Source organism: Exiguobacterium sp. SL-10 (genome assembly GCF_004337025.1).
GTDB lineage: Bacteria > Bacillota > Bacilli > Exiguobacteriales > Exiguobacteriaceae > Exiguobacterium.
On record NZ_SJUP01000003.1, the window covers coordinates 1 to 24599 of the forward strand.

The window sequence follows — 24599 nt, forward strand, 5'->3', positions numbered from 1 at the left end:
CGAGAGGCCACCCAGGGGCGGCCTCTCACGGCGCTCATCCGACGGCGCCGGAGACTCCTGAGGGATCAGCGAGCGGAGGGAGACCCAGCAGCGACAACGTCGCGATGCGGCTCCCTGCTCGCCCCTAGGAAAGCGGAGGCGCCAAGAGGATGAGCGAAAACATTCTGTTAGTCAACAATCTGAGGATGCCTGTGCATCCTCTTTTTATATATACGATTCGATTAGCGCTTGCTCGACACTTGATTTCGGCCGCGATTCTTGGCGACATACAGTGCCTCATCCGCATCTTGTAGCGCCTGCTCGACCGTCTTTCCGCCCTCGAGCGAACTGACGCCGAACGAACAAGTGACACGGGGGACGGGACCGAATGGCTCGGCGTTAATCTTTTGCCGGAGCTTATCGGCTAGTTGGACGCCATCGATGAGCGTAGACTGGGGTGCGACGATTAAAAATTCCTCTCCTCCCCAACGACCGATCGAGTCCGATTTACGGATATTGCGTCTGAGCAATTGGGCAATCGAGCGCAAAACGAGGTCTCCAGTCGGATGACCAAACGTATCATTGACGAGTTTGAAATAATCGATATCCAGCATGATGACAGCAGCGGGTGCTCGCGATTCGACCGTCTCTTGAGCTGTCGTGGACAACACATCGCCAACTTTTTTCCGATTGTACAGCTCTGTCAAAGGGTCGAGCGACGACAAATGTTCCATCCGTTCTTCATAGCGCCGTTGTTCGGTCGCGTCCTCTAAGATGCCGACACCACCGTCAAGTTGTCCATCCGCTGAAAAACTTGGAGACATCGTCGTCCGGATGAAGCGCACCTGTTGATCTGGTGACTCATACCAGCCGGCCATCCGGACTGTCTCCCCGTTCAAAACGTTTCGGATGGCGCCTGACAAATCGAACGAGGAAGAGGTGCATCGCTCGAACGTTAAGTTCGCGGTCGGAATAACACCGAGCAAGTGGACAAATGATTCGTTGCAACTGACGATATGACCATGTCGATCGAAGGCGAACAGGCCAATCGGGAGCTGGTCCCATGAGGAAGGATCGGGTTTCGTGGTGTGAGTGTCATGATGAGTCCGTTCTTGATCAGCCATTGTATGACATATGCGTGAACGCATACTTCCTCCTCTCCTAACCGTAGCGGTAGTGTAGGACGTTCGTACTGATACTTTATACCCTAAATCGAGGTTTAATTAGCTGAAAAGGTAAAAAAATGTTTTGATTTCAGTCCAGCGTTGAAAATGTAGCATTGGTCACAAATCAAATAGATCGTTTCGGTTTTGTAAGATGATTGAAACGTTCGTTTGGACGCGAGGTACGGGATCATTTTGCTGATATTGAAGTAGTACGCTTTCTATTTCAGATGGGACGGGTTCGAGTATTCTAGGGGATGATTCGGCGACGTAAATTCCGCCGTACCCTTCCACGCAGTTGACCATCGTATCGAGCGCGACTAAACTGAGTGGGCGTCCAAGCTGAAGCCACGCCTTCATAATCGACCATGTGGGTAAACTGACGGCAGCGAGGCTACCCCAATGGTCATCAAACTGTTCACAATGTGATTCTATCCAATCTAGCACGTCCGGAGAACGGAAGCGATATAAACAAAAGAAGGCGGCATTAGGGAGTTCGTTTCGACTGACCGTACTCAATTGATGATAGACAAGTGCCAACCCTTCATCAGGCGGTAAACTACTCGAGGTCGCGGCTGCGAGTGGATAGAGAAGGGGCTCGTCATATGTATACCACAAGTCACGGATCCAATCGGATGCTTCCGTCCCGATGACATCCGCAGCGATTTCCAACATCCGCGATTTCACCTCGACGTTGTTGGTCTCTTGAAATCTCATTTTAACGGCATGTAACGTTTCCAATGCATCATGCTGTTTGAACGCTTGAATGACATCAGCTTCTAAATACCATCTGGTGACGGCGAAATTGAGCAACGGCGTGAGCTCGTGCTGAATATGCTTTAGTGTCGGGGCTAGTTCACATTCTGTCGCGACAAAATCGTCCTCCGGTTGACATGCCAGTCCGTCCTCGTCGTAGAAATCATCATGCAGTAGCGGCTTGGTCGGCGTGTGAATGCTCGCCAGGTTGTACCATTCAATGGGACGAAGGGCGCGTGTATGTAATCTGTGATGACATATAGTACATAGACGATACGGTTGATTCGGGTCATCCATCGTTTCAACGACCTCAACCATACGATTTTGACATGCTTCACAAACTGGTGCCGTCAGCATATTGATCACTCCTAGTTGTAGGTTTATATGCATACTAATACGTCCGCTCCATAGCGAAGCGGACAATACTTGTGTTATAAGATCGGACTGAGCAGTCGTGACACGCCTTCGCGCATCCGAACAGTCCATTTCCGGGCTGCATAGTCATCGACCGTGTACTTGCGGCTGACGGCGACGTCTGACTCGAACAATGAAGCGAGTTCGAGCGCGACCCGCTCGTCATAGAGGACGGCGTTCACTTCAAAATTCAACCGGAAGCTGCGGGCATCCAAGTTCGTCGTCCCGACAGTTGAAATTTCATCGTCGACGACGAGCGTCTTGGCATGCAAGAAACCTTGCTCATACATATAAACGTTCGCCCCGTAGTCGAGCAGTTCACCAAGGAACGACAACGACGCCCACATGACAAACGGGTGGTCAGGCTTCCCGGGAATCATAATGTCCATCTTGACGCCGGACAGGAGCGCCATCTTACAGGCATCCATGAAGCTCGTGTCGGGGATGAAATAAGGCGTTTGAATGATGACGCGATGTTTCGCCGACATGATCATCTTGATCATCATGTTTTTCAAATGTTCCGTGTCCGAGTTCGGTCCGCTCGTCACGATTTGCATCGGCGACTTGTCCTTAATGTCATGGCGTGCGAAACAGAATGAGTTCTCCGGATCGTGATGTTTGCTGCCGGAATAGTTCCAATCGAGTATGAACCGGTGTTGCAAATGATAGACGACGTCCCCTTCGACACGAAGGTGTGTGTCACGCCAATAGCCGAACTTCTCAACGAGACCGAGATATTCGGTTCCGACATTGAATCCTCCGACATATCCAATCTTGCCGTCGATGATGACGACTTTTCGGTGGTTCCGGTTGTTCAACTTGAAATTGATCAACCCGAGCGTCGGTGGGAAGAAGACGCGGACCTCACCATCGTGTGCGATCAACTCTTTAAAGTCGGAGTCACGCAAGCTGCGTGAGCCGACCGCATCATATAGCAAGCGGACCTTGACGCCTGCCTTGGCACGCTCGATCAGCTCATGGATGAGCGCCTTGCCGAGGGCGTCCCGTTGGATGATGTAGTACTGGATGTTGATCTCGGTCTCGGCGCTCCGAATGTCGTCCATGAGCGCTTTGAACTTCTGCTCGCCATCGTGCATGATGGCGGATTTGTTATGGACGCTGATCAAGGATTTGGATGAGCGTAAGTTCATCTCAAGCAGTTGTTCATACTTTTCGAACACAGGTTGAGCCAAAGCGGTCTCTTTCCGGCGAATCTGTTCGATTTGACTGTCGACTTGAAGCGCGTGGAACGAGCGCTCTTCGACGCTCAAATTAAAGAAGTTGTCTTTCTTCAACTGCCGGCCGAGGAAGAGATAAATGATAAATCCGAGAATCGGCAAAAAGAACAAGACGAGGAGCCACGCCCACGTCGCTCCGACATCGCGTCGTTCCGCGAAGATGACGGCTAAAGCGAACAATACATTCAACCCGAGGACGATATACAGTCCCCAACTAATAATGACCGACCAATCCATTCGACCAACTCCTAAACAACGATTTCACTACATAGATTAATCATACCTCATTCTAGGGAATAGTAAGCTATCGAAACATAAGGAGGAAACAAAGATGCATTTACAAGTGAACTGGAAACAAGGGATGGCGTTTCAAACGACGACTCCATCTGGACATGACGTGACACTCGACGCCGGGGAAGATGTCGGTGGTCTCAATACGGGACCACGTCCGACTGAGATGCTGTTGCAGGCAACAGCCGCCTGTACAGGGATTGATATCGTCTCGATTCTTCATAAGATGCGATTGCCGCTCGAACGGTTCGAGATGAAAGTCGATGGGATCCGGGCGACGGAACATCCGAAGAAGTTCACGGCCATCCATATTTTGTACGTTCTCGATGGGGAAATGCCAGAAGAGCGGGTGCGTCGTGCCATTGAATTGTCCGTCGATCGCTATTGTTCCGTGTCGCACAGTTTGAGTGCGACGATGACGTACAGCTATCAATTGAACGGGGGCGAAATCGTCCCGTTCACGTGACGTGAGCAGGATGGTTGAAAAGAGTCGAAACGGTCCGTTATATTTGTATTTCAAATACTGCAATACAAAGGAGGACGTTATGATTCGACTCGCGACGAAACGCGATGCTAACCACATTGCGGACCTAATCGAACAACGAGCCGTAGCGCTAAAACAACAAGGTAGCGACCAATGGGCGGAATATTTGGAGCAAGACCTCATAGACCGGGTGCAGACGGACATCACCTCGGGATTTGTGTACGTGTATGAGCAAGACGAATCGATATTGGCCTCGATCGCCTTACTTCCGGCCGATGACTGGGATCACAATTTATGGGAAGATGGCGAGCGCGGTCAATACATCCATCGAATCGTTGTCAGTGAACGGCTGAAAGGGCGAGGCGTCGGTCAACAACTGATGGAGCACGTCTTACGTGAAGCCGACACGCAGGAACCGGTCCGACTTGATTGTGTGGCCGATAATGATTTCTTGAACAGTTACTATCCACGGTTTGGCTTTGTCTTCGTGGACTCACGAGACGGGTACAATACGTTTGAATACAGCATGGATGAGAGTGTCAGTGCATAAGGGGTCGATTGACTCCTTTTTTGATATACTGATATGTGAATGGATAGGAGGAGAACAGTATGATTCAAACGATACTTGTCGGCTTCGGTTTTTCCGCGACGACATTTCATTTACCATTTTTACAGGAACTCGATGACTTCCACATCGCCGGTGTCGTCTCATCACGACCTAAAGACGTACAAGCCGTACTCGGCGACGTCACCGTCTACGCGACGATCGATGAGGCACTTGCAACTGACGCCTCGTTGTTCGTCATCACGACGCCGTCCCATTTACATAAAGACATGGTCGACCGTTGCCTGAAAGCAGGAAAAGACGTCCTCGTTGAGAAGCCGGCTTTCTTGACGACGGAGGAAGGGGAGGCGTTGATCACGCTTGAACAGGCGAGCAACGGGCTCGTCAACGTCTTTCATAATCGCCGGACGGACGGCGATTTCTTGACCGTCAAGCGATTGCTTGAGGAAAAACGACTAGGAGAGTGGAAAGTGCTCGAATCACGATTCGACCGATTCCGTCCGACTGTCCGTGACCGCTGGCGCGAGAATGCGGGACCTGGGGCCGGGATTCTCTTTGACCTCGGCAGCCATTTGATCGATCAAGCGCTCGACTTGTTCGGGGCGCCGGACAAAGTATCGGCCGATGTCATGATTCAACGTGACGGGGGCCAGTCCGATGATGGGTTCCATGTGACGTTGCATTATGGAGAGAAACGGGTCTATCTTCGCTCGAACCCGTTTATCGCCGTCGAGGCACCTCGGTTCGAAGTGCATGGGACGGAAGGTAGCTTCTTGAAATTTGGACTCGATCCGCAAGAAGCGTGTCTCCGGAAGGGCGAAGTCAAATGCCCCGACCACGAGACGGGGACAGTCGTCACAGATGGTGAATCAGTGATTGACATCGAACCGGGCGGCTATTTGTCGTTTTATCAAGCGCTCGCGGATAGTTATGCGACGCGACGCCCGCTTGTACCGCTTCGTGATGCGCTCTTGACGACGAGAGTGATTGAGACGGCTCGTGAAGCATCAAAGCTACAACGCATCGTCGATTTCAAATCATGACCATGACGGACGACCAGCCATCACAGGCGAGGTCGTCTTTTTTATAAATTAAAAGAAATCGCTATGATTTTATTGTGAATGAACATACTCGCTTCATGTTTGTTAACAACAAAAAGCTATCCCCATCTTTTAAATAGTCAGCTTTGAATGGGAACAGGACATAGGAAACAATTCGAGACTGTCCTGTCACACTTCAAACTATGACGATTTAGAGGAAGAGGGGAACGGATGATGTTCAATCAGATTGTGAAAAATCGATGGGAGTGGGAGAACTGGTTGCGGGAGGTCAGTTGTGATTCGTACGATCATTACGATTATGTATTGGCCAACTGTGAACCCGGCGAGCAGCCTGAGTTGTATATTGCGGCCAAAGAAGACGGTATCTTGCTGTATCCGTACATCCGTCGTCCAATTGCACATCGTCATGATGACCTCGTGACGGCGTATGGTTATGGCGGCCCCTTCCGTGAAGGCAACTTTTCGAACGAGGACGTCGCAGAGGCTAGACGTCTCTTTTTAAAACGTCCTGAGAATCAAGCCACGGTTACCGAGACGATTCGTTATCACCCATGTCGCGTCGACAAGGATTTGATGCGTGTCTTTGGCCACGCCGTCCCGATTCGTCAGACGGTGCACGTCCGACTCGATGAGTCGTTCGAACAGCTCGAGCAGCGTTTCAGCAAAATGACGAAGCGGAACGTAAAACGGGCCATCCGCGAACAGGTAAAAGTCGTGCGAGGACAGGCGGATCAATTATGTGAGTTCATCCGTCTCTACCGGATGACAATGGACCGTCGTGCCGCGAACGGCGTCTACTATTTCTCAGACCGCTATTTCGAGGACCTATGGAACAGCGAAACGTGTGAGACGGAGCTATTGTTTGCTGTCCATAAGGGCATCATCGTGGCAGGTGTCTTCATGTTGTACGGGGACGATGGGGCCCATTATCACCTTGGCGGTTCAGATGCGAACTATTTGGCGCTCCGACCGAACCACTTCTTGTTCCGCGAGATGATTCGTCGTGGGGGCGAGAAAGAGAAAGCATATGTGCATCTCGGTGGCGGAGCGACCGGAGAGGATGCGCTCTATGACTTCAAGCAGAGCTTCTCAGGGGACGAACCGCTTACGTATTACATCGGCCAAGCCGTGCTCAATGAGGCGATGTATCAGCGCTTGAATCAAGACCATTTGCTCCGCTACGGTCCGTCTGACTTTTTCCCGCTCTATCGGACACCGGGCGCAGAAACGGTCGCCAAGGTACAAGCAAAACGATAACAAAAAGGTTCCCACTCTATCAGAAGTGAGAACCTGTTGCATCAAGCGGCCTCTTCGTCAGAAGCGGCCATTTTTTCCGTTTGGCGCGTGATTGGGAAATTACTGAACAATTTACTGCCGACGAGTCCGGCGACAATCCCGACGCCGAACAAGATGAGTGCCGTCACGGTCACTGTTTGCCAGTCATTGAAGCCGTACATGACGAGCAATCCTGGGATTCCGGCAGCGGAACCTGGCGCGTCGTTCACCATGCCGGTCATCGCGACGATGAGCCCCGCGATGGCGCCACCGACGAAGTTGACACTATAGATCGGAATCGGGTTCGCCGAGATGAGGTCGGCTTGCGTGAGCGGCTCGATTGCGACCGATAGTTGATCTTTCTTCGTCCCGATGTTCAAGCGTTTAAAGAGTAAGAAGTTCATCGAGATAGATGCCGTCAATGCAAGTGCGGCAATCGCCATCGGGACACCTGTAAGTCCAAGCATCGCCGTCAGTGCCATCGAACTAAGCGGAGACGTCGACACGACCGTGACAATACCACCGAGGACGAGTCCCATGACGACCGGGTTTTGCGTCGCTGCGAGCTCGATGACCGCCCCGATTTGTGTCAGCGTGTTCGTGACGAGCGGATCGACGCCTGTCGCCACAAGACGGGCGAGCGGAGCCATGATGATGACGTAGAAGATCATGTCGACACCGGCCGGCAAGTGCCGGTCCAATTTTCGACCTACGAGCGCGAGGATATAGCCGGCGAAAAAGCCAGGAAGAATTCCGAAGCCCGCGACCGATAGTCCGAGCATGAGTGCATAGACCGGGTTGATCCCGAGGGCGATCGAGACGAGCGCGGCTGCGGCCGGACCTGATAGTGAACCGGCTGCTTGTCCGACTTCTTCATATAAAGGAAGCGGAAGCAGACCGCCGATGGCATAGGCGTTGAACGCCTCGACTAGAAAACTGGCGATAGCGGCGCCGGCGAGGGCGCCCATCGCTTTCATACCAAATGGGGCTTTGTAGCTGAATAACGTGAATAAGGCAAGAATCAATAATAAAAGTGCAATCCCTTGAATAATGACCATACGTTGTACCTCTTTCTCTCTATTTTATATTTCCTCTATATTTAACCATCTGAACGGTTCTGTAAAGCCATTTCATTCATCTGACACGACTTTTTTTAATGGTAGCGTTTCCACTTATCGTTTTGGAAAATTGTGAACGGAATGTTTGAAAAAAATCGTGAAAAACCGAGCTCATATGTGTCAGTGAGCCCAGGAGTGGGAAATAGGAAGAGGAAAGACTTTTCATATAGGAATGACCAAGGAGGAGTAGAGATGCAGATGGAGAACAAAAATTGGCACGCACTCGAACCGGATGCGGTAAGGAGTTCGCTTGAGACGGACACGGCTAGCGGTCTGTCGAAAGATGAAGTGTCAAGTCGGCAGGAACAGTACGGGAAAAACGTATTGCCCGAGAAAGAGAAGACACCTGAAATCATAAAATTTTTGCGTCAATTCAATGATATTCTTGTCTTCGTCTTACTTGGCGCCGCTGTCGTCACCGGCTTTTTAGGGGAGTACATCGATACGATCGTCATCGTGCTCGTCGTGACGATTATCGCGGTCGTCGGGTATCTACAGGAGAACAAGGCCGAACAAGCGTTAGAAGGCATCAAAAAGTTACTCGAGACGAAAGCGAGCGTCATTCGTGACGGCAAGCAAATTCAAGTCGACTCGAGCGACCTCGTCGTTGGGGACATTTTGGTCCTAGCCGCCGGTGACAAGGTTCCGGCTGACGCACGAGTCATTCAAGCCGAGAAGTTTAAAGTTGAGGAATCGGCTTTAACGGGTGAAGCGACAACAGTCGAGAAAAAGATTCAAGTCGTCCCAGAAGATGCCGTCCTCGGTGATCGCAAAAACATGATCTATTCCGGTACGAGCGTCGCGACAGGAAGTGCGAAAGCGATTGTCACATCGATCGGAGAAGGCACGGAGCTCGGTCAAATCAACGCTTCGATCGCTGAAGTCGAAACGGTCAAAACGCCGCTCATCCGCCAGACGACGAAGTTTGGTCAAACGGTATCCATCGCGATTCTCGTCATCTCAGTTGTTATTTATGCATTTGGTTACTTCGTCCGTGAATTTGATCCGATCGAGTTGATGCTGACGACGATCGGTCTCGCTGTCGCCGCCATCCCAGAAGGCTTGCCAGCCGTCATCTCGATCATCCTCGCACTCGGCGTTCGCAACATGGCTGAGAAAAAAGCCATCGTCCGCAGTTTGCCATCGGTCGAGACGCTCGGTGCCGTCTCTGTCATCTGTACGGATAAGACCGGGACATTGACGAAGAACGAAATGACCGTCAAACAAGTCGTCACTGCGAAACATGACATCGAGGTGTCGGGGAGTGGGTACGCCCCGGACGGCGATTTGGAGATCAATGGGCAGCCGTTCGATTTGGACGACGATGAGTCGATGATCGATCTTCTCACGGTCGGGAAAACGTGTAATGACGCCCAGCTGTATGAAGAGGGCGGAGAATGGGTCGTCAACGGCGACCCGACGGAAGCTTGTCTGCTTACGCTCGCTGAGAAAGCGGAGCGGCCGATCGAGCGTTTGAACGTCATCTCGAAGATTCCATTCGATTCGGAATACAAATACATGGCGACGCTTGTCGATTATAAAGGCGAGCGTATGATCTTTATTAAAGGAGCACCGGACCGCCTATTCGATATGGCGGAAGATACGGAGTTCGACCGCGCCTACTGGGATGAGAAACGAAAAGAGATTGCCGACCGCGGACAACGCGTGCTCGGGGGTGGCTTCAAGCGCGTCGACGCCTCGAAGGAGACGGTCGACCATGAAGACGTCGAGAACGGCATTACGTTCCTCGGCCTATATGGCATCGTCGACCCACCACGTCAAGAAGCGATTGAAGCGGTCGCCGCTTGCCGTGACGCTGGTATCCGCATCAAGATGATCACGGGTGACCATAAAGATACGGCGGTCGCCATCGCCCGAGAACTTGGTATGGAAGTGGAAGGCGCCCTTGAAGGGAAAGAATTGACGAACATGACTGACGAAGAAATCAAAGAGGCGTCAATTCATAATGACGTCTTTGCCCGGACGAGCCCGAACGATAAACTTCGTCTCGTGAAAGGGTTGCAACAGAACGGCTTAATCACGTCGATGACCGGAGACGGCGTCAATGACGCACCGGCCTTGAAAAGGGCCGACATCGGTGTCGCGATGGGGATTAAAGGAACGGAAGTCGCGAAAGAGGCCTCGCAGATGGTACTCGTCGACGATAACTTCAAGACGATTTACAACGCCGTCCGTGAAGGACGCCGTGTCTACGATAACTTGAAGAAGACGATTTTGTTCTTGCTCCCGACAAACGGGGGGCAAGCGCTCCTCGTCGCGATGAGCATCTTGCTCGGCGCCGCGGCACCACTCAGCCCGGTTCAAATCCTCTGGGTCAACATGGTCGTCGCCATCACGCTCTCGCTCGCCATCGCGTTCGAGCCGCTTGAAGAAAGCACGATGAAACGGCCGCCGCGTCCAGCGAACGTCCCGCTCCTCAGTCGATATTACGTCTTCCGCATCACGTTCGTCTCGATTTTGATCGGGGGCGGAAGTTTGCTCATCAATTATATGCTCGGCGACTTTGATTATTCGACCGACAAGTTGCAGACCATCACGCTTAACACGATCGTCATGGCGCAACTGTTCCACTTGTTCAACTGTCGGACCGAGCTCGCACCAGCGTTCAACCGTCACTTCTTTGACAACAAAATCGCCTTCGTCGTCTCGGCGCTATTGATCGGATTGCAGCTGTTCATCACGTACGTCCCGTTCATGCATACGTTGTTCGGTACGGCAGCGCTTGAACTGCAAGACTGGATTTATCCGGTCGTATTCGGTCTCATCGTCTTCGTCATCGTTGAGATCGAGAAAGCGATTTCGCGACGTGTCATCGGCAACAAAGACATACACTGATGTTTTGACCAGTTCCTAATGTGGAATTAGTCCATTATGCAGAGGAGGGATGCTCAATGAAACGCGATGAATCACAACCAGGGGTTCACCCGGACCCAGTACCGGACGAAGAATCAAATCCGGCTACAAAACCGGCTCCGACACAACACCCTGATCCAGACCCTGACGAAGAAAAGAACGATTCCAATTAAATGTGTTAGACCAAAATAAAAGGCTTTCCGATTTCAATTCGGAAAGCCTTTTTTGTCACTTTTTCTTTTTGGGTGCAGGTGTGCGGAATTCGTTCATCTTGTCGAACTCTTTCTCGTTAAAATATTCGACAACGACGAAATCGCCGACCGGACATTCCCAGCGGTCTTTCGCGACTTGACACTCTTTCAGTGTCACTTTCTGGTCGTACATATCAAGTTCGAGCGTATCCTTCAAAAACTGATCCACTTGTTTATCGTTGATTTTGAAATATTCGCTCAAGATGATTTCTTCGGCTTTATCGTTCGTATGCGTCATTACTTTAAAAAATCTCATGTGTGTACCTTCTTTCGTCTATGGCTGAAGTCTCAGTATAAAGCAGCTGATTTGATTTGGGAACCGTGATCCTGATTTCCATTGCAATGCCCCCTCGCAACGAAAGCGAAAGGGGCAGATGTCATTTTAATGTCTGTCGGTTTGGCGGTGCCTCATTGAACGGTTGTTTGTGGCGAATGATCAGCCAAAACAACAAGCCGAACAATGGAATGTAAGGCAACGGGGACAAACTCATTTTATAGCGTTTGGCATCTCGGTTCATCAATGTGATTTGGATGAAGGCGAGTAAGAAGAAGTCGACCGTCATTGTCCGGACAAATTGATTCTGTTCGACGTATGACCAATACTCGGTCACGTTTCCAGTCGTGGATGCGGCAATGAACAAGCCGATCGTGACGAGCAGGAGCAATACGCCAAGCAGACGAGTCGGGAGCGGTTTGATTGGCGTTGGATAAGGCGACTGTCGTGCAAACGCTAAATATGGGGCAATGATGAAACCTCCGACGACGAAACCAGTCGCTGCCGGTAAGAGCGGGTTCGGGCGCAACTGGTTCACCTCGGACCACAGAAGTGGGAACAAGGCGAGCGGATAGACGCCTAGGATGCTGAAGAGCGAGAGCGAATATCCTTCATAGGCATCCGTATTATACGTGAGAAAGTCGAGCAAAAACCGGCTCGAGAACGGTTCGTTCGGGCCAAGCAGCGCGATGGCAATCGCAGCGGCCCACGGAATGAGTAATAGCTTTCTAGTCATACCCTACACCTCGAGTCTGTCTCTGTTTCTTATAGTATACCCCGGAATCAAGCGAACAAAAAATGAGAAGTGTCAATCGACACGTTCTCATTGGTTTTCGCGCGCATACGCCTTGATCATCGTCACGAGTTGCTGGGTCTCGTCAGAGTTCGCGTCGAGTCGAATTCCGTAATCATACAGGCTCCCCATTTGTCCGCGATGACGGACGTGGCCGGTGAGATCGATTGGTTGAATCAACGGAACGAGATCGAGTTTGATTTGAACTTTTAATCCTTCAGAAAGCGGGAATAAGTAGTCGCACCGCATCTTCAGACCGTGGGCACTGATATTGAGCAGTTGTGCTTCCCCGTCATGGAGTTCTTTCTCTTCCCAGATGAGGCGATAAGGGATGAAGCGGGGGTTCGGTAAAATATAGCGAAATGTTTCTTGTCGTCGATAGCGCATCGGTTCACCTCATTTCTCTACCTAGATTATCGGCTATTTGAACCAAATCGTGAAGTACGGAAAACACCGAAAGTTAGGAAGCTCGGTTTACAGAATTGCAAACGCTTTCTATAATGGAAAGACAGAGTGGATAGAGGAGGGGTCGCATGAACGTCAAGGATTTACTCCGACGCTATTCGATCGACGAACCAATCATCTACGCGAAAAATTTACACGGGCAGTGGGTTAAGCTCGAACAACTTCCGCCCTACACCATACTAGAGGTCGAGGCGACGGACGAGGCCATCGAGGTGCTCGCCATCGACGCGTACGTGGCGCTCACCGTTTGTCGGGAGAAATCGTCGCTTGAAGACGCACGTCCTTATGCGGTGCGGCTTCACATCACAGGAAAGTAAAAAACCGCGAGCCCATCGGCTCGCGGTTTTGATTAGGCTACTTTTTCTGTCTCATCGTCCTGTGGAACAGTCCGTTTCGCATAATACATGAACGGAGTCGCCATCCAGGCGATGATGAACTTGGCGACATACGTCGTGATGAAGATGTTCCACCAGATATCCCATTCCATACCCCAAAAGGCAATCGTACAGAACGTGAGCGTGTCGATGAACTGAGAAACGACGGTCGAACCAGTCGTCCGAAGCCATAATTTTTTCTCGCCTGTCTTGGCACGAATCTTCGAATAGATGAAGACGTCGAACAGTTGCGAGACGAGGTACGCGGCGAGACTACCGAGCGTAATGAGCGGAAGCATCGAGAAGAGCGCCTCGAAACTCTCATGCATGAACAACGCCTCCTCAAACGGCTCATAGAGCAATGCGTACTGCATGAGCACGGTCGAGACGACCAAGATGAAGAAACCAAGCCAGACGCCTTTACGGGCGGTGTGACGACCATATTTTTCGTTCAAGATGTCAGTCGCTAAATAAAGGGAACCGTAGACGATATTCCCGAGAGTGAAGATGAAACCACCGATTACAATCTGCTGTGTCACTTGGATGTTGGCGACGACCGAGGCCATCGCGATCCAGGCGAACAGTCCGACGCGTCCGAACAGCTTGTAGCTGAGGACGAGCAGACCGAGCGTGAGCAAGGCAGAAGGAATCCATAACCATTCATTGAGCATGGGGATCGTACTCCTTCCAAATCATTCATTCTGTCAACTTTACAAGTTTATAGAGGAACGGAAACCGTGTCAAGACAGTTTCCATGACCAAAAGAAAAAGCGACCTGTCCTCATAAGGAAAGGTCGCTTCATTTGATGCCTCCGACGAGAATCGAACTCGTGCTGCAGCATTACCATTGCTGAGGTCTGCCACTAACCTACAGAGGCGGTTACAACTAGTATGTTACACAGTCTCTCGAAAAAATTCAAGCTTTTTTAGAATAATAAGACCCCCGTCCTCCTCATAGAGAGAAGGGCGGGGGTGCGTTGAATTAAGCTTACTTCGTCCGGACCCAAACGGCTCCAGCCGAGTTGTCTTTCGCTTCGCCGACGACGTCGACGACGAGTCCGTATTGTGGAAGTTTACGGCCCGCATCTGGGATGAGCGAGTTGATGTACGTGTTGGCGTCGTTGAACTGTTTCACGCCTGGTTGAGCTTTGTAGTCATAAATGCCACGGCTCGGTGAATCGATGTACCAAGGGAGCGTCTTATCTAAGCTGAACGCCGCGTCTGCGATCTGGTAACGCGTGCTGCCTGTGACTGTCTCTTGACCGTTCAAGTTGCCGATAAGGGCCTCAGGGTGTGAATCGACGACACCGAGGAAACCTTCACCCGGGTGGATGCCGACCCAGTTGTCTGAGAACGAGTCATCCGCATACCAGACGACGAGACCTGTGTTGTACTTGACGCCACGGCCGTTCAAGAGACCTGTGTCTGCCCCTTCATGGTTGCGCCATTCGAGGTAGTAGTAGTGCGGTTTCGTGTCATAGCCGTCCGACTTGACGAAGCCGTCGAGCGTGACTTTCTCCGCGCCTTCCGCATCATCTGCGAGAAGCGATTGACCGCCTGACGTGATCGACAAGTTGTCGAGTGCGAACCCTTCAAGCGCAAGTCCGCCGTCCGTCACGTATTCGAAGACGATTTGTACGTCTTGACCAGCGAACTGTGACAAGTCGTACGTTTTGTTCACCCAAGCGCCGTTCGTCGATTCGGCACCGTTTCCAGTGTTGTCATCGCCATAGACGTCAAGAACGACTTCTTTGCCGCCGCTGAGTGCTTTTACGTACAAGTAGTCGTAGTCATACTCGATATCGAAGCGTGTGTCGAATGCGAGCGTACCGTCCGCGCCGAGTTTGACCGTCGGTGTTGCGAGTTCCGTATGCAAGTTATCGCCTTTTGTCGAGTAGTAGTAATACTCGCCGAAAGCTGGTTCGATGCCTTTTACTTTCTTATCTGGAAGGTTTACTTTCAACAATCCAGGGTTCGTCGATTTCGTCACCGATTGATCGAGTTTCGAGACGAAACCTTGTTGCGTGATATCTTCAAGATCAACTTCCGTGATGTTCGCCCAGTTACCGCCCATCAACTTCTGGAAGTACTCTTTGTTTTGTGGCGAGAAGCTCGTCGGCTCCGTACCTGCCACTTTACCAGCCCAGCTGCCGCCACTCATGATCGACCATGATTGGACCGGTTCGCCTTGACCTGTGTACTGTGTGTCGTACTCATCTGGAAGACCGAGGTCGTGACCATACTCGTGAGCGAAGACGCCGACTGCGCCGTCTTCTGGCTGAATCGTGTAATCGAATGCAGCCATTTGACCGCCCCAGTACGGGACGTCTGCTGTCGTTCCAGCTACGCGGTATGGGCTGTTCCCAACGACCCAACGGTGTGACCAGACTGCGTCATCACCGAGGACACCGCCCCCAGCTTCTTGACCGGTACCGGCGTGAATGATCATCAAGTGGTCGACCAAGCCGTCCGGCTCGTTGAAGTCGCCGTCACCATCAAGGTCATAGAGATCGTATTCATCATATTCAGCGAGGTCCATGCCTGAGGCGACCGCCGCGTTCAATGTGTCTTTGACGAGTTGACGTGGACCAGGTCCGATGTTGTCGTTCCCGCCAGCCGGGTTGTCACCACCGTAGTCTTTCGCCGTGCCCGGGACCGTCAACCAGTCCGAGACCGTACCGTCGACCGTGTAGCTACCACCCGATTGTTCTTCATAGTACTGTTTGAACGTTTGGACTTTCTCACCGTTGAACAGTTCGAACGACTCGTCGCCGAACATATACTGCTCGTAGTGCTCTTTACTGAAGTTATCGCTATACAGATAGCCTTCTTCTTGAACGACGTTGTTATGTTTGAAGTCGCTGTACTCGACGAGAAGAACGAGTACTTTGTCTTCGCGGACGGCGCCGTTATAGCCAGCTTGCTGGGCCGGGTCGACTTTGACTTGGCCGTTCGGCTTGCCTTTACGATAGTTCGCTTGTCCTTTTTTCGCTTTGTCGAGGAGACGCTTCGATTCTTTCTCGAATTGGTTATGTATCTTCTCTTTTGCTTCAGCGGCTTTATCGTTCAAGCCATGCTTATGGACATCTTTCGCATTGCCTTGCTTCTTCTCGATATAGGCATCGACGGCCTTGTGACGCTCGGTTGCCGAGAGTCCCTTTTTGATGACGCCTCGTTTCTCGAGGGCTTTAGCGAGTCGATCCTCATCGATAATGTTGTGATCGAATGGAGCGGTCGAGCTAGGGGTTGGCAACGGTGAGGACGCGAGTGGAGCGGCACCGACGGCCGGAATCGCACTGACGCTCATGACCGATGTCAGCGCGACGGCGAGCGTCGTGCGACGGATGGAACGTTTTTTCATTTGTACTAACCTCCTGTGAAAATAATGGGAAATTGTGTGAGCTTGAATCCAACGTTAAACTTGTGTCAGATTAATGTCAATATTCAGAAAATGGGAATCAAAAAAAGAGACTTTCGTCCCTGTTGGTCCTTAAGACCTAAAGAATCGGAGTCTCTACATCGATGATGCCGTAATGAAATTTGGACGTTTTGCGAACAATCCTTGTGAAACCAAACGTTTCAAACGTCTCACTCTCGAAGTGAGCCTTTAGGACAATTCGTTTGGTCGCGACACGACGGGCCTCCGTCATGAGTTCAACAGACAGTGGATTCGTGTTGGCGAGGAATCGTAATGGGTTCAAGTGAACCGATTCTGAAATCGTCTTTTCGAACATCGGATCGAAGTAGACGACGTCGAATGAATCGTCCGGACACGTCTTCAAATAGGTGAGGGCATCCGTCCAGACGACCTCGAGTCGACGCATCGCCTCATTGACCGCATCATGCTTCTCTTCCCAGACGGTCATGCCCTCTTTGACGAGCATCGCGGTGACGAATTCACTCTCGAGTCCGACGGCACGACCGGCCGGACCGACGGCGTGACTGAGGACGATACTGTCTGAACCGAGTCCGAGCGTGCAGTCGAGGACGCGGTCACCTGGTTTGATTGCGGCAGCATCGACGAGCGGGTCGTTCCCGCCACGCGCGAGTTGCTTCACCCGGAACACTGAGCTCGAAGGGTGGAAGAAGAACGGTTCATCGCCGTCGAGCGGTGTATATTCGACGCGACGTTTATCAAATACGAGCACGCCGAGTTGATGGCGCGTCTTCAACGTCTCGATTGAATGTTTGCGCCGGGTGACGAAACGGACGCCATACGTCGCCGCATGGGCCTCGGCGCGTGCGATAATCGCCTCGGTCGGGCGTAAACAAGTCGTAACGATATAAGTCATATGATCTCCTTACCGAAAAAATGAGACGCAGAAGCGTCTCATTTTTTCTTGCTGAGTAAATCCGACAACTCGTCGATGAGCGCCTTATGGGAGGCGAGTTCTTTCTTCTTCTCATCGTTCGGGTTGATTGGACGTTTCGAGCGGCTTTGGAGCGCCTCGAGCGTCTCGTCGATTGACGATTTAAGCGTGTCCCGATCTTCTGGCTTGAGTGTGACCTCGTGCGGGTTTTCACCGCTCGCATCGAGTTCACGTAGACGAGCCATCAATTGTTTTGCTTCGCGGTTCAAATCAGCGAGTAATCTGTCAATTTGTTCCAAACGAAGCTTGATTCCATCACGTTCTGTAAACATTTGTTTCACCTCTTTTATAGGGATAACCCTGTTGTCTCTTCCCATTTACTTTACCATATTTTTCGAACAACGAAACTACCGGGAATATATTCCATTTTTATTGACTGTGGGAAACACTGTTTCTCTATGCCCACACGACATCCGACTGGTATACTGACTTAGCTAAAAAGGAGGTGGTTGGATGCAGTCGACAACTCATCCACCAAAAGCGCTCAAAGGCGCCATTTTATCCATCACGACGTATTTGGTCTTATCTGTATTAAAAGTCGTCTTCGGTTATGTGTACAATTCGGAGGCCGTCCTCGCCGACGGATTCAACAATACGACAGACATCATCGCATCCATCGCCGTCTATATCGGCATTCGCATCGCCGCACTGCCCCGAGACGCCGAACACAAATACGGTCACGCCAAGATGGAGACGCTCGCCGCGCTCGTCGCCTCGCTCATCATGGTCGCCGTCGGGGTGTTCGTCCTATTGAACAGTATCGCTACTTTAGTCGGTGGTGAATATGTGGAACCGAACCCGCTCGCCGCCGTCGTCGCGTTCGTCAGTGCACTCGTCATGTTCGGTGTGTATGCATACAATTCGAGATTGGCCAAGCAAACTCGATCGCTCGCCTTGAAGGCGGCCGCTAAAGATAATCTAGCCGATGCGATGATCTCGATCGGGGCGACGCTCGGCGTCCTGTTTGCCTACTTTAAATTGCCGTGGATGGATACAGTGCTCGCTGTGCTCATCGCTGGGATGATTATCAAGACGGCGATTCAAATCTTTCTCGACGCGACCCATCAGCTCTCGGACGGGTTCCCCCCAGATCTCGTCGATTCCTATGAAGAGACGATTCAACATTTTGATGCCGTCAAGGAAGTGCGTGAGATCAAGGGACGACACCTTGGCAACCACGTCATGCTCGACGTGACCATCGCCGTCGAAGGAAGTCTGACCGTTGAGGAAGCGCACGATCTATGTGATGATATCGAGCGAGAACTCGATGAACATCACGCCGTCGATTCGGTCCACATCCACATCGAACCGGTCTGATTTCGGTTATCTTTTGCGCTTCACGCCGCCGTTCGTATATAATGAGTGTGGAAAGACTATGAGATAACTGGTAAGGAGGGCACGGGATGGAAATCGTGCGTCAACCTATTCGTCAGATTGATGAGATCGAATATGAGCATTTTAAAAAATATGGTCAAAGTTCTTATGGCATCTCAGCCGAAGAGTTAAAAGGTATTTTTGTCGAGATGGGCGAAGAACAGGTGTACTCAGCCGACGCCCATAGCTATGGGGAGGACTTTTATTACGACCTCCGTGTGGATGGTCAAATCGTCGGAAAAGTGTTGCTTTTGAAACTGGCTCGCGTCTATCAGCTCGATTTGATGGTGTTCGACGCCTTCAAGGGTAATGGCTATGCGACAGAAGGCTTGCGCCTCGCGCTCGAACAATCCGATTTAAGAGAAGGACATATTGTCCGTGCTGGCATCCCGCCGACGAGCCCGCATCAGGAAGCGGTACGCCGTGTCCTCGAGAAGAACGGCTTCGAGAAACGGAACGGGCTTTTCTATTTAAACTTTAAAAAGCGATATGTAATCAACCACTGAACTGACGGCGTCTGACGCGTCAGTTTTTTCGTATGGAGGTTTTACCGATGAAACAAGTGACAATCAACGACATCGCCAAACTGGCCGGGGTCGCCAAAAGTACCGTCTCCCGTTATTTAAACGGGGGCTCGGTCGGACAGGCGACACGCGACAAGATTGAGCGGGTCATCGAAGAGACGAACTATGAGCCGAACCAGTTCGCGCAAAGCTTGAAGTCGAAACAGACGAAAATGATTGGTGTCATCGTCCCTCGGCTCGATTCCTATGCGGCTTCGCGCACGATGATGGGCATCGATGAACGCTTGACCGAGCGCGGCTATCAAATGCTGGTCGTCAATACGGCCCAACAGACCGAACGTGAGATCGAGCAGCTGTATAACTTGGCGAAACAAAAAGTGGCCGGCATCATCTGGCTCGGGACGACCGTGACGGAACGACACATGCAGGCAATTCAAGACATTCAAATCCCGGTCCTACTGATCGGTCAAGAGCACGAACAAGTCCATAGTCTCGTCTATCCCGATTTTGATGCGGCGTACGCCCTCGGGAAGCAGTTCGTGGATTGGGGGCATCGCGGCATCATCTATGTGGGTGTCGAGGCTTACGACATCGCCGTCGGCCAAACGAGACGTGACGGTTTCTTGCGCGCCTTCAACGAGGCGGGTGCGGATGTGAAGACATACACGACGTCATTTAAAATCGATGATGCGATTCCGATTGGGATGCAGATTGGACATGAGCTGTCGGCGTCACTCGTCGTCTGTGCGACCGACAACATCGCCCTCGGCGTATTGAAGGGGCTTGCTAACGCCGGTAAAACGGTGCCGGGCGACATCTCGGTGAGTGGATTCGGCGGCTATGATTTCACCGAAGTGCTCCATCCGTCGATTACGACCGTACACCTTCCATACCGACGGACCGGGTCCCGTGCGGCTGACATGATTGTCCAATTGTTAACAGGTGAAACCATCCCGATGAAAACGTTCACAACTTTTGAATTAAAACTGCGAGAAAGCGTTGACATTTTAAATTAAATCGATTACATTTGTGTTGCGGAACCGGTTCCGCAACATTTTTTTATTCGATTTTGGAACCGGTTCGATAAGTGGTACGAAGCACGAAATTTAGACACGGAGGTGGACGGATGAACACCGTACATTGCATTGGTGAACTATTGATTGATTGGGTTTGCGAGGATGCGTCGAGCGACCTCGTCAACGGGACGACATTCGTGAAGAAGGCAGGGGGCGCACCGGCGAACGTCGCCGCGGTCGTCAGTAAACACGGTGGAAGCTCGAGTTTTCTCGGTCAAGTCGGGGCTGACCCGTTCGGCCGGTTTTTGAAACAGACGCTCGTCGACAACGGAGTCGGTGTCGAGAATCTGGTGGAGGAAGGTGACACGACGTTCGCGTTCGTGTCGATCCAAGAAGATGGGGAACGAGACTTTACGTTCCGCCGCGGCAGCGACGGGGATTACGCGTTCGAGTCGATCGACTTGTCGGCATTTAAACCAGGTGACATTGTCCACTTCGGCTCTGCAACGGCGCTCCTCGAAGGCGAGTTAAAGAATGCCTATTTTAAACTGCTTCAGTTCGCCAAACGGGACGGCCTGTTCGTCTCATTCGATCCGAACTATCGGGACGCGCTCGTGACAGATCTTGAAGCGTTCAAACAAGACTCACTTCATTTTATCGCCGAAGCGGATTTCGTGAAGTTGAGTGAAGAGGAAGCACATTTGTTGACGGGACTTGACGATTTAGACCAGGCGGTCGCGTCACTCCTTGAAACGGGTGCGAAACGAATCGCCATCACGCTTGGCTCACGCGGAACGCTCATTGCGACGAAAGACGTCAAAGACGTGATTTCATCGGTGAAAATCGATAGTGTCGATTCGACGGGAGCCGGCGATGCCTTCGTCGGAGCCTATTTATACCGATTGTCGACGCTCGGGCTAGATGACGATCGCTTACTAAAGGACATCGAATATGCGAACGTGACCGGAGCGCTAACGTGCACCGCTTACGGCGCGATTCCTGCCATACCATCACAACAACGCGTGTTTGAAACGCTAGGAGGGAAACCAGCATGAATTACAGACAAGAAGCAGAAGCGATTTTAGAGGCAATCGGCGGAAAAGACAATGTCGCCGCCGCGGCCCACTGTGCGACCCGGCTCCGTCTCGTCTTGAACGATGAATCGAAAGTTGACGAGAAGAAACTTGACGCACTCGATGTTGTCAAAGGAACGTTCTCGACAGGTGGTCAGTATCAAATCATCATCGGTGCAGGTACGGTCAACAAAGTATACGCCGAGTTCGCGGAATTGACAGGTCTCGGTGATATGTCGACAAGTGACGTCAAGTCGGCCGGCGCGAAAAAAGGAAACCCGCTCCAACAGTTCGTGAAGATGCTATCTGATATTTTCGTACCAATCATCCCGGCCATCGTCGCCGGCGGTCTCTTGATGGGGATCAACAACTTGCTCACAGCACCTGATTTGTTCTTCGACGGCAGCTCATTGATCGACCAGTACCCTGGCATCGCCGACCTCGCCGCAATGATCAATACGTTCGCCAACGCCGCTTTCGTCTTTCTACCCGTCCTGATTGGGTTCTCCGCCGCCAAGCGGTTTGGGGGTAATCCATACCTCGGCGCTGCGCTCGGGATGATCATGGTTCACCCGGATCTCGTCAATGCTTACGCGCAAGCAACGGTCGGCGATATTCCGGTTTGGAACATTCTCGGCTTTGAGATTGAGAAGCTCGGTTACCAAGGACAAGTGTTACCAGTACTCGTATCCGCTTATATTTTATCGAAAATTGAAATCAATATCCGTAAATTTATGCCAGCGTCACTTGATATCTTACTCACACCATTGCTCTCACTCCTCATCACAGCGTTCGTCACGTTCGCATTCGTCGGACCGATTACGCGTGAAGCAGGTAACTTGATCATCGATGGTCTCGTTTGGACGTACGACTCGCTCGGCTTCTTCGGTGGTCTCGTCATGGGTCTCTTGTACGCACCAATCGTCATCACAGGAATGCATCACAGCTTCATCGCGATCGAGACACAGCTTCTTGCTGATATCGCACGCACAGGTGGATCATTCATTTTCCCAATCGCAGCGATGTCGAACGTCGCGCAAGGTGCTGCCACACTCGCTGTCTTCTTCTTGACACGTGATAAGAAGATGAAAGGTGTCGCTTCGGCATCTGGTATCTCGGCACTCCTCGGAATCACGGAGCCGGCCATGTTCGGTGTCAACTTGAAACTACGCTATCCGTTCATCGCGGCTATCATCGGTTCAGGGATCGCCTCGGCGTTCATCGTCGGACGTGAAGTCCTCGCAGTAGCGCTCGGTGCGGCAGGTCTTCCGGGAATCATCTCGATCGCACCGGCATCGATTGTCTCGTATATCATCGGCATGGTCATTTCATTCGCCGTCGCTTTCGGATTGACGTTCGTGCTTGCGAAACGCCAAGCGAAAAAAGAAGCAGTGAAACAAGCAGCATAAGAAAGAAAAAGGAAGTGATTGTATGAGTTGGACGAAGGCAGAGCGTTACCGCTCGTTACGTGACGTGAGTGCCCTCGAGATGGAGACGCTCCGCACAAAGACGGCGGCTTCCCCGTGGCGGTTCGGATACCACATCCAACCGCCGACGGGCCTCCTGAACGACCCGAACGGATTCACGTATTATAACGGGGAATATCACATGTTCTATCAGTGGTTCCCACTCGGACCGGTACACGGTCTCAAACATTGGTACCATGTCACATCACCCGACCTCGTCACGTGGACCGACCGCGGGGTGGCGTTAGTCCCGGAGACGACCGAAGACTCGCACGGTGCCTATTCAGGTAGCGGGTTTGTGAAGGACGGGGAGCTCCACGTCATGTACACCGGCAACCACCGGACGGATGACTGGACGCGTCACGCCTCGCAAGTCATCGGCGTGTTGCGGGATGGAAAGATCGAACGTCGTAACGTCGCAATCCCGGACGTGCCGGCCGGGTACACGGAACACTTCCGTGACCCGAAAGTGTGGCTCGAGGATGGCGTCTATTACGCCATCGTCGGGGCCCAACGTAAGAACGAAACAGGTTGTGTCGTCTTATATCGTTCGACTGACTTGGACGACTGGACGTTCCTCGGTGAGATTGAGACAGGACTCGACCCGTTCGGTTACATGTGGGAATGTCCTGACGTGTTCGAACTCAATGGACAACACGTCCTCGTCTTCTCGCCGCAAGGTATTGAGCCTGAAGGCCACCGTTATCACAACATCTACCAGTCTGGCTTCTTGATCGGCAAGCTCGACGTCGAGACGTTGACGTTCACACATGACGCGTTCGAAGAACTCGATTTCGGTTTTGATTTCTACGCCCCGCAGACGACAGAACAAGACGGACGTCGCGTGCTCGTCGGTTGGATGGGACTCCCGGAAATCGACTATCCGACGGACCGGTTCGGCTGGGCACACGCCTTGACGTTACCGCGTATGCTCACAATCGAGGACGGATCGCTCAAGCAGCGTCCGGTGGTGGAGATGGCAAAGCTTCGCCAAGACACATTCCTCGACGCGTCCGACACGTCAGTCAGCGTTGCGACACCGGACCGGTATGAGCTTGAGGTGAAAACGGATGGGACGGACTTTAGCCTCGAATTGTTGCAAGTTGAAGATGAGTCACTCGTCATTCGTTACGATGCAACGGCAGGCGAGTTGACGATCGATCGGACGAATGCTGGAGAGCCGTTCGCGACCGAGTATGGCACGACACGGACGAAAACGATTGCTGTCGAATCACTTCACGTCTTCGTCGACTCGTCGAGTGTCGAATGTTTCGTCAATGACGGCGAAGCGGTCGCTACGCTCCGTGTGTTCCCAAGCGAGCTCGAGAAACAGTTGCGCTATGAAGGGGCGACGGCGAGCCTGACCGGTTGGACGTATCAATAAGGAAAAGCTGAGCTTCG

General features: G+C 51.8%; 24 protein-coding genes and 1 tRNA gene. 13 read left to right on the forward strand and 12 right to left on the reverse strand.

Features of this window, described 5'->3' with window-relative positions:
* Positions 1 to 221: 221 nt before the first annotated feature.
* The 3 genes from EVJ33_RS04570 to cls form a co-directional block, all read right to left on the reverse strand.
* Positions 222 to 1127: a sensor domain-containing diguanylate cyclase gene (locus tag EVJ33_RS04570; protein ID WP_131434854.1), complete on the reverse strand. Its 906-nt coding sequence runs from the start codon at positions 1125 to 1127 to the stop codon at positions 222 to 224.
* 135 nt (positions 1128 to 1262) lie between these two features.
* The gene (locus EVJ33_RS04575) at positions 1263 to 2255 is read right to left on the reverse strand and encodes a hypothetical protein (protein WP_131434856.1); all 993 of its coding nucleotides are present in this window, start codon (positions 2253 to 2255) and stop codon (positions 1263 to 1265) included.
* Positions 2256 to 2329: 74 nt separating this feature from the next.
* Positions 2330 to 3787 carry a cardiolipin synthase gene (cls, locus tag EVJ33_RS04580; RefSeq protein ID WP_131434858.1) on the reverse strand — a complete coding sequence of 486 codons (1458 nt, stop codon included), beginning with the start codon at positions 3785 to 3787 and terminating at the stop codon, positions 2330 to 2332.
* 94 nt (positions 3788 to 3881) lie between these two features.
* On the opposite strand from cls, the gene EVJ33_RS04585 reads away from it, so the two are divergent.
* The 4 genes from EVJ33_RS04585 (at position 3882) to EVJ33_RS04600 (ending at position 7208) form a co-directional block, all read left to right on the forward strand.
* Positions 3882 to 4307, forward strand: a complete 426-nt coding sequence (locus EVJ33_RS04585) for an OsmC family protein (RefSeq protein ID WP_131434860.1) — start codon at positions 3882 to 3884, stop codon at positions 4305 to 4307.
* 79 nt (positions 4308 to 4386) lie between these two features.
* Complete coding sequence (locus EVJ33_RS04590; RefSeq protein ID WP_131434862.1) at positions 4387 to 4875, forward strand: GNAT family N-acetyltransferase; 489 nt, start codon at positions 4387 to 4389, stop codon at positions 4873 to 4875.
* A gap of 59 nt (positions 4876 to 4934) precedes the next feature.
* On the forward strand, positions 4935 to 5933 hold the full coding sequence (locus EVJ33_RS04595; protein WP_131434864.1) for a Gfo/Idh/MocA family oxidoreductase: 999 nt from the start codon (positions 4935 to 4937) through the stop codon (positions 5931 to 5933).
* A 231-nt stretch (positions 5934 to 6164) separates the two neighbouring features.
* Positions 6165 to 7208 carry a lipid II:glycine glycyltransferase FemX gene (locus tag EVJ33_RS04600; protein ID WP_161566894.1) on the forward strand — a complete coding sequence of 348 codons (1044 nt, stop codon included), beginning with the start codon at positions 6165 to 6167 and terminating at the stop codon, positions 7206 to 7208.
* A 41-nt stretch (positions 7209 to 7249) separates the two neighbouring features.
* Here the strand turns inward: EVJ33_RS04600 and EVJ33_RS04605 are convergent, their stop codons facing one another.
* Positions 7250 to 8284, reverse strand: a complete 1035-nt coding sequence (locus EVJ33_RS04605; RefSeq protein ID WP_021067347.1) for a PTS sugar transporter subunit IIC — start codon at positions 8282 to 8284, stop codon at positions 7250 to 7252.
* Between the two features lie 252 nt (positions 8285 to 8536).
* Between EVJ33_RS04605 and EVJ33_RS04610 the strand changes: the two genes are divergently transcribed.
* Together EVJ33_RS04610 and EVJ33_RS15700 are read left to right on the forward strand one after the other, a co-directional pair.
* Entirely contained in the window at positions 8537 to 11200 is a 2664-nt protein-coding gene (locus tag EVJ33_RS04610) for a cation-transporting P-type ATPase (RefSeq protein ID WP_131434868.1), read from the forward strand.
* A 56-nt stretch (positions 11201 to 11256) separates the two neighbouring features.
* Positions 11257 to 11391: a hypothetical protein gene (locus EVJ33_RS15700; protein ID WP_269088559.1), complete on the forward strand. Its 135-nt coding sequence runs from the start codon at positions 11257 to 11259 to the stop codon at positions 11389 to 11391.
* A gap of 55 nt (positions 11392 to 11446) precedes the next feature.
* Here EVJ33_RS15700 and EVJ33_RS04615 read toward each other — a convergent pair whose 3' ends face one another.
* From EVJ33_RS04615 to EVJ33_RS04625, 3 genes are all read right to left on the reverse strand, one after another.
* Positions 11447 to 11725, reverse strand: a complete 279-nt coding sequence (locus EVJ33_RS04615; protein ID WP_236634534.1) for a hypothetical protein — start codon at positions 11723 to 11725, stop codon at positions 11447 to 11449.
* 121 nt (positions 11726 to 11846) lie between these two features.
* The gene (locus tag EVJ33_RS04620; RefSeq protein WP_131434870.1) at positions 11847 to 12479 is read right to left on the reverse strand and encodes a hypothetical protein; all 633 of its coding nucleotides are present in this window, start codon (positions 12477 to 12479) and stop codon (positions 11847 to 11849) included.
* A gap of 87 nt (positions 12480 to 12566) precedes the next feature.
* Positions 12567 to 12923, reverse strand: a complete 357-nt coding sequence (locus EVJ33_RS04625) for a PilZ domain-containing protein (protein WP_131434872.1) — start codon at positions 12921 to 12923, stop codon at positions 12567 to 12569.
* Between the two features lie 146 nt (positions 12924 to 13069).
* On the opposite strand from EVJ33_RS04625, the gene EVJ33_RS04630 reads away from it, so the two are divergent.
* Positions 13070 to 13318 carry a hypothetical protein gene (locus EVJ33_RS04630; protein WP_131434874.1) on the forward strand — a complete coding sequence of 83 codons (249 nt, stop codon included), beginning with the start codon at positions 13070 to 13072 and terminating at the stop codon, positions 13316 to 13318.
* A 32-nt stretch (positions 13319 to 13350) separates the two neighbouring features.
* Here EVJ33_RS04630 and EVJ33_RS04635 read toward each other — a convergent pair whose 3' ends face one another.
* The 5 genes from EVJ33_RS04635 to EVJ33_RS04655 all read right to left on the reverse strand — a co-directional run bounded on the left by EVJ33_RS04635 (position 13351) and on the right by EVJ33_RS04655 (position 18017).
* Positions 13351 to 14046, reverse strand: coding sequence for a queuosine precursor transporter (locus EVJ33_RS04635; protein WP_131434876.1), 696 nt, complete (start codon positions 14044 to 14046; stop codon positions 13351 to 13353).
* A gap of 136 nt (positions 14047 to 14182) precedes the next feature.
* A tRNA-Thr gene (locus EVJ33_RS04640) sits at positions 14183 to 14253 on the reverse strand.
* Positions 14254 to 14363: 110 nt separating this feature from the next.
* Positions 14364 to 16736, reverse strand: coding sequence for an immune inhibitor A domain-containing protein (locus EVJ33_RS04645; RefSeq protein ID WP_131434878.1), 2373 nt, complete (start codon positions 16734 to 16736; stop codon positions 14364 to 14366).
* Positions 16737 to 16872: 136 nt separating this feature from the next.
* Entirely contained in the window at positions 16873 to 17667 is a 795-nt protein-coding gene (locus tag EVJ33_RS04650) for a class I SAM-dependent methyltransferase (RefSeq protein ID WP_131434880.1), read from the reverse strand.
* Between the two features lie 38 nt (positions 17668 to 17705).
* Positions 17706 to 18017, reverse strand: coding sequence for a hypothetical protein (locus EVJ33_RS04655; RefSeq protein WP_021067357.1), 312 nt, complete (start codon positions 18015 to 18017; stop codon positions 17706 to 17708).
* A gap of 181 nt (positions 18018 to 18198) precedes the next feature.
* Between EVJ33_RS04655 and EVJ33_RS04660 the strand changes: the two genes are divergently transcribed.
* From EVJ33_RS04660 to EVJ33_RS04685, 6 genes are all read left to right on the forward strand, one after another.
* A complete protein-coding gene (locus EVJ33_RS04660; protein ID WP_131434882.1) occupies positions 18199 to 19062 on the forward strand; it encodes a cation diffusion facilitator family transporter in 864 nt (287 codons plus the stop codon).
* An 86-nt stretch (positions 19063 to 19148) separates the two neighbouring features.
* The gene (locus tag EVJ33_RS04665) at positions 19149 to 19625 is read left to right on the forward strand and encodes a GNAT family N-acetyltransferase (RefSeq protein ID WP_131434884.1); all 477 of its coding nucleotides are present in this window, start codon (positions 19149 to 19151) and stop codon (positions 19623 to 19625) included.
* Positions 19626 to 19672: 47 nt separating this feature from the next.
* Positions 19673 to 20659 carry a LacI family DNA-binding transcriptional regulator gene (locus EVJ33_RS04670; RefSeq protein WP_131434886.1) on the forward strand — a complete coding sequence of 329 codons (987 nt, stop codon included), beginning with the start codon at positions 19673 to 19675 and terminating at the stop codon, positions 20657 to 20659.
* Between the two features lie 110 nt (positions 20660 to 20769).
* On the forward strand, positions 20770 to 21714 hold the full coding sequence (locus tag EVJ33_RS04675; protein ID WP_131434888.1) for a carbohydrate kinase family protein: 945 nt from the start codon (positions 20770 to 20772) through the stop codon (positions 21712 to 21714).
* The gene (locus EVJ33_RS04680; protein ID WP_131434890.1) at positions 21711 to 23141 is read left to right on the forward strand and encodes a sucrose-specific PTS transporter subunit IIBC; all 1431 of its coding nucleotides are present in this window, start codon (positions 21711 to 21713) and stop codon (positions 23139 to 23141) included. The genes EVJ33_RS04675 and EVJ33_RS04680 overlap by 4 nt, the downstream gene beginning before the upstream one ends.
* A 22-nt stretch (positions 23142 to 23163) precedes the next feature.
* Complete coding sequence (locus EVJ33_RS04685) at positions 23164 to 24582, forward strand: sucrose-6-phosphate hydrolase (protein WP_131434892.1); 1419 nt, start codon at positions 23164 to 23166, stop codon at positions 24580 to 24582.
* Positions 24583 to 24599 lie beyond the last annotated feature (17 nt).

Bases quoted from the DNA above. Each gene is read 5' to 3' on its own strand.
- EVJ33_RS04655 (WP_021067357.1), bottom strand. From the start codon at position 18,017: ATGTTTACAGAACGTGATGGAATCAAGCTTCGTTTGGAACAAATTGAC.
- EVJ33_RS04675 (WP_131434888.1), top strand. From the start codon at position 20,770: ATGAACACCGTACATTGCATTGGTGAACTATTGATTGATTGGGTTTGC.
- EVJ33_RS04650 (WP_131434880.1), bottom strand. From the start codon at position 17,667: ATGACTTATATCGTTACGACTTGTTTACGCCCGACCGAGGCGATTATC.
- EVJ33_RS04615 (WP_236634534.1), bottom strand. From the start codon at position 11,725: ATGAGATTTTTTAAAGTAATGACGCATACGAACGATAAAGCCGAAGAA.
- EVJ33_RS04660 (WP_131434882.1), top strand. From the start codon at position 18,199: ATGCAGTCGACAACTCATCCACCAAAAGCGCTCAAAGGCGCCATTTTA.
- EVJ33_RS04665 (WP_131434884.1), top strand. From the start codon at position 19,149: ATGGAAATCGTGCGTCAACCTATTCGTCAGATTGATGAGATCGAATAT.
- EVJ33_RS04670 (WP_131434886.1), top strand. From the start codon at position 19,673: ATGAAACAAGTGACAATCAACGACATCGCCAAACTGGCCGGGGTCGCC.
- EVJ33_RS04630 (WP_131434874.1), top strand. From the start codon at position 13,070: ATGAACGTCAAGGATTTACTCCGACGCTATTCGATCGACGAACCAATC.
- EVJ33_RS04635 (WP_131434876.1), bottom strand. From the start codon at position 14,046: ATGCTCAATGAATGGTTATGGATTCCTTCTGCCTTGCTCACGCTCGGT.
- EVJ33_RS04575 (WP_131434856.1), bottom strand. From the start codon at position 2,255: ATGCTGACGGCACCAGTTTGTGAAGCATGTCAAAATCGTATGGTTGAG.
- EVJ33_RS04600 (WP_161566894.1), top strand. From the start codon at position 6,165: ATGTTCAATCAGATTGTGAAAAATCGATGGGAGTGGGAGAACTGGTTG.
- EVJ33_RS04590 (WP_131434862.1), top strand. From the start codon at position 4,387: ATGATTCGACTCGCGACGAAACGCGATGCTAACCACATTGCGGACCTA.
- EVJ33_RS04620 (WP_131434870.1), bottom strand. From the start codon at position 12,479: ATGACTAGAAAGCTATTACTCATTCCGTGGGCCGCTGCGATTGCCATC.
- cls (WP_131434858.1), bottom strand. From the start codon at position 3,787: ATGGATTGGTCGGTCATTATTAGTTGGGGACTGTATATCGTCCTCGGG.
- EVJ33_RS15700 (WP_269088559.1), top strand. From the start codon at position 11,257: ATGAAACGCGATGAATCACAACCAGGGGTTCACCCGGACCCAGTACCG.
- EVJ33_RS04625 (WP_131434872.1), bottom strand. From the start codon at position 12,923: ATGCGCTATCGACGACAAGAAACATTTCGCTATATTTTACCGAACCCC.
- EVJ33_RS04610 (WP_131434868.1), top strand. From the start codon at position 8,537: ATGCAGATGGAGAACAAAAATTGGCACGCACTCGAACCGGATGCGGTA.
- EVJ33_RS04605 (WP_021067347.1), bottom strand. From the start codon at position 8,284: ATGGTCATTATTCAAGGGATTGCACTTTTATTATTGATTCTTGCCTTA.
- EVJ33_RS04585 (WP_131434860.1), top strand. From the start codon at position 3,882: ATGCATTTACAAGTGAACTGGAAACAAGGGATGGCGTTTCAAACGACG.
- EVJ33_RS04645 (WP_131434878.1), bottom strand. From the start codon at position 16,736: ATGAAAAAACGTTCCATCCGTCGCACGACGCTCGCCGTCGCGCTGACA.
- EVJ33_RS04570 (WP_131434854.1), bottom strand. From the start codon at position 1,127: ATGCGTTCACGCATATGTCATACAATGGCTGATCAAGAACGGACTCAT.
- EVJ33_RS04595 (WP_131434864.1), top strand. From the start codon at position 4,935: ATGATTCAAACGATACTTGTCGGCTTCGGTTTTTCCGCGACGACATTT.
- EVJ33_RS04680 (WP_131434890.1), top strand. From the start codon at position 21,711: ATGAATTACAGACAAGAAGCAGAAGCGATTTTAGAGGCAATCGGCGGA.
- EVJ33_RS04685 (WP_131434892.1), top strand. From the start codon at position 23,164: ATGAGTTGGACGAAGGCAGAGCGTTACCGCTCGTTACGTGACGTGAGT.